We start from the raw sequence: 3,533 nt of genomic DNA, 5'->3' as shown, positions 1-3,533 counted from the left end.
TCGCTCATGCTCGAAGTCTGGCGGCGCGCGGTGAACGGACGGTGACGGCGCGCCGTACCGGATGCCGAGGCCGCTCGTATCAGCGACGCGCGCTGACCATCGGCTCCCGCAGGGTGCGCGCGTAGTCCTCCTTCAGCACGGCCAGGTGCAGCCACGACTCGATCCGGGTGACGCCGGGAAGCGACCGCAGCCGCTCGAGGCTCGCATACAGCGCCCCCGCCGAGGGGTCGACCAGGGTGGCGACCGCGTCGAAGCGGCCGAGCGTGCGCGCGGCGAAGTCGATGCCCCGCCCGGTGCGCAGCTCGTCGATGACCGCCTCATTGTCGTGGTTGAGGGTGAGCCCCACGCCCATCGACAGCTGTCGGTGCGCGAGACCCCTCGCCTCGACCGCGCTGATCTTGATGACGCCGCCGTCGATCAGGCGCTGCACTCGGGTCGCGACCGCCGACGGAGACAGTCGCACGGCCTCGCCGAGGGCCCTGAAGCTTAGGCGACCGTCCGACTGCAGGTGCTCGATGAGTTCTTCGTCGACCGCCCACCTATGCGACGCTCGGGTACGGGCTCCCGGCTGCGATCGGCGCTCGCGTGCACGTCCCCATGCAGAGACAGGACTGACAATGACCGAGAACGTGGGCCCCATCGACGCCTCCGTGAATCCCCGCTATTCGGGGATCGCGACCTTCGCACGCCTGCCGAGGATCGAGGACGTGCCCCGCGCCGACATCGCCGTCGTCGGCATCCCGTTCGACTCGGGCGTGAGCTACCGCCCCGGCACGCGGTTCGGGCCGTCGCACGTGCGCGAGTCCTCGCGCCTGCTGCGGCCCTACAACCCCGCGCAGGACGTCTCGCCGTTCGCGGTCGCGCAGGTGGTGGATGCCGGAGACATCCCCGTGAACCCGTTCGACCTCGACGAGGCCGTCACCGAGGTCGAGCGCGCCGCGCTCGCGCTGGGCGAGCGGGTGCAGCGCATCGTCACGATCGGCGGCGACCACACGGTCGCACTGCCGCTGCTGCGCGCGGTCGCGGCGACGCACGGGCCGATCGCGGTGCTGCACTTCGACGCGCACCTCGACACGTGGAACACCTACTTCGGCGCGCCGATCACCCACGGCACTCCCTTCCGCCGCGCGAGCGAGGAGGGGCTCATCGACCTCACCGCGAGCTGCCATGTGGGCACGCGAGGGCCGCTGTACTCGAAGAAGGACCTCGAGGACGACGAGCGCCTCGGCTTCTCGATCGTGTCGAGCGAGTACATCGAGGAGCACGGCGTCAAAGCGGGCATCCAGCGCATCCTGCAGCGCATCGGCGACGCCCCGCTGTACATCTCGATCGACATCGACGTGCTCGATCCCGCGCACGCGCCCGGCACCGGCACGCCCGAGGCAGGCGGCCTCACCAGCCGCGAACTGCTGCGCATCCTGCGCGCGCTCGGCGAGAAGAACATCGTGGGCGCCGACGTCGTCGAGGTGTCGCCCGCCTACGACCACGCGCAGATCACCGGCATCGCCGCGAGCCACGTCGTCTACGAGCTGGTGTCGCTGCTCGCGGCGCGCATCGCCCGCGACTGAGCGGGGCGCCGCTCGGTCGAACGCGGGCGCACGGATGCCGCCCGCCTCCTCGGACGAATGGTCGGATGCCGTGGACGCCGCGTCGGGCGCGGGCGGCCCGCACCTGCGAGCGTGAAACCATGACGACGACCGCACCCGTGCCCGTGACGACAGACCGCACCGAGCGCATCCGCTACGGCGGGCTCATCGTGCTGATGCTGATGGGCTTCCTGCTCGTCACGGCCGAGTTCCTGCCCAACGGTGTGCTCACCGAGATGGCCGATGCGCTCGGAGTGACGCCCGGCCAGGCAGGCCAGACCGTCACGGTCACCGCGCTCGTCGGGCTGATCGTCGCACCCACGGTGGGGCTGATCTTCCCCCGCCTGGACCGTCGCTCGCTGCTCGTCTGGATGGCGCTCGCCGCAGCGGCATCGAACCTGATCGTCGCGATCGCGCCCAACCTGATCATCGTGTTGCTCGCGCGGTTCCTGCTGGGGGCCGCGATCAGCGCATTCTGGGCGATGTCGATCACGGTCGCCGCGCGCCTGGCGGGACCTGCGCACCTCGGTCGCGGCGTCATGTTCACCTCTGCCGGCGTCTCGCTCGCCACGGTCGCGGGCGTGCCGCTCGGGGTGATGCTCAGCGAGATCGTCGACTGGCAGACGGTGTTCGCGATCGCGGGCGTGCTCATGGTGCTGCTGGCCGTGGCGCTCAGATTCCTGCTTCCGTCGGTCCCGGCCGAACAGGGCGCGAGCATCCGGCTCCTCGTCGACACGCTGCGTCGTCCCGGAATCGGGCTCGGCATGGTCGGGCACGTGCTCGTGGTGCTCGGTCACTTCCTCGCCTACACGTACGTGCGACTCGCGCTCGAGCGCATCCCCGAGGTCGAGCCGTCGACCATCATCGTGCTGCTCGCCCTCTTCGGGCTCGGAGGCCTCGCCGGCAACCTCGGGCTCGGGTTTTTCATCGACCGCACCTTCGGCTTCTTCGCGGTGTTCGCGCCGCTGGTGATCGCTGCGTCGGTGCTGTCGATGATCTTCCTGTCGGGGTCGGTGCTCGGCATCGGTATCGTCGTGCTGGTCTGGGGCTTCTTCTTCTCGTCGTGGCTGCTCGTGATCAACACGTGGGTGGGACACCGCTCGCCCGACCGGCTCGAGTCGGGCGGAAGTCTCGTGGTCGTGGGGTTCCAAGGAGCGATCACGATCGCCGCCGGCGTCGGCGGACTGCTCGTCGACACCCTCGACGTCGAGTTCGTCTACGTGCTCGGGGCTGCGTCCCTGCTGATCGGCGCCGTGCTCTTCGGAATGTCGAACCGCAGGAGCGTGGCCGCCGCGAAGCTCGCCTGAGCGGCGGACGGGGCCGGCTCAGGCCGGGACCGGCGCCATCTCCGAGGCTCGCCATGACGACGGGGTCATGCCCGTGCGGCGGCGGAAGGCGCGACTGAACCCCTCGTCGGAGGCGTACCCCAGCTCGCGCGAGGTCTCACTGATCGAGCGGCCCTCGCCGAGCATCCGCTTCGCGGCGTCGACGCGCACCTCCGTGACGTAGTCGGCGGGCGAGCGCCCGATCGCGCGGCGGAACCGCTCGGCGAACGCCGACCGCGACATCGCGCCGAGGCTCGCGAGCTTCTCGACCGTCCAGTCGCGTCCCGGCTGCTCGTGGATGGCCTCGACGACGCGGTCGAGGAACGGGTCCTTCGCGACCGACGGCCATCCCGCGGGCGCGCAGCCGTTGGCTGCCCAGGCACGGATGACCGAGAGCAGCACCGTCTGCGCCATGACGCGGCAGATCACGGGATCGCCCTCGCGCACCGGCCATGACGGCGGATCCGTGGGTCCCATGCTGGCCGCCAGCGCTGCCGCAGCCGGCTCGAGAGCCGCGAACGACATCACTTTGATGGGATCGGGGAGCAGTGCCGTCAGCATCGTGGCGCTGTCGGTGAACTCGAGGTCGACCACGACGAGCTCGGTCTCGGCCTCGGCCTCG

General features: G+C 70.5%; 4 protein-coding genes. 2 read left to right on the top strand and 2 right to left on the bottom strand.

All coding sequences use genetic code 11. The features are described from left to right. Positions 1-79: 79 nt before the first annotated feature. Positions 80-640, bottom strand: a complete 561-nt coding sequence (locus RWO82_RS15305; protein WP_314428389.1) for an Lrp/AsnC family transcriptional regulator — start codon at positions 638-640, stop codon at positions 80-82. On the opposite strand from RWO82_RS15305, the gene speB reads away from it, so the two are divergent. After that, positions 618-1,568: an agmatinase gene (gene speB / locus RWO82_RS15300; protein ID WP_314428388.1), complete on the top strand. Its 951-nt coding sequence runs from the start codon at positions 618-620 to the stop codon at positions 1,566-1,568. The two genes, RWO82_RS15305 and speB, sit on opposite strands and share 23 nt — an antisense overlap. A gap of 119 nt (positions 1,569-1,687) precedes the next feature. Further along, positions 1,688-2,893, top strand: coding sequence for an MFS transporter (locus RWO82_RS15295; RefSeq protein ID WP_314428387.1), 1,206 nt, complete (start codon positions 1,688-1,690; stop codon positions 2,891-2,893). 18 nt (positions 2,894-2,911) lie between these two features. Here the strand turns inward: RWO82_RS15295 and RWO82_RS15290 are convergent. Further along, a partial coding sequence (locus RWO82_RS15290) for an AraC family transcriptional regulator (protein ID WP_314428386.1) occupies positions 2,912-3,533 on the bottom strand: 622 nt, incomplete at its 5' end.

The sequence above is a fragment of the uncultured Microbacterium sp. genome, from assembly GCF_963521645.1.
GTDB lineage: Bacteria > Actinomycetota > Actinomycetes > Actinomycetales > Microbacteriaceae > Microbacterium.
Note: the sequence above shows the minus strand (reverse complement) of the source record. Positions and strands in the feature narration are given on the sequence as shown.

Bases quoted from the DNA above. Each gene is read 5' to 3' on its own strand.
- speB (WP_314428388.1), top strand. From the start codon at position 618: ATGACCGAGAACGTGGGCCCCATCGACGCCTCCGTGAATCCCCGCTAT.
- RWO82_RS15305 (WP_314428389.1), bottom strand. From the start codon at position 640: ATGGGGCCCACGTTCTCGGTCATTGTCAGTCCTGTCTCTGCATGGGGA.
- RWO82_RS15295 (WP_314428387.1), top strand. From the start codon at position 1,688: ATGACGACGACCGCACCCGTGCCCGTGACGACAGACCGCACCGAGCGC.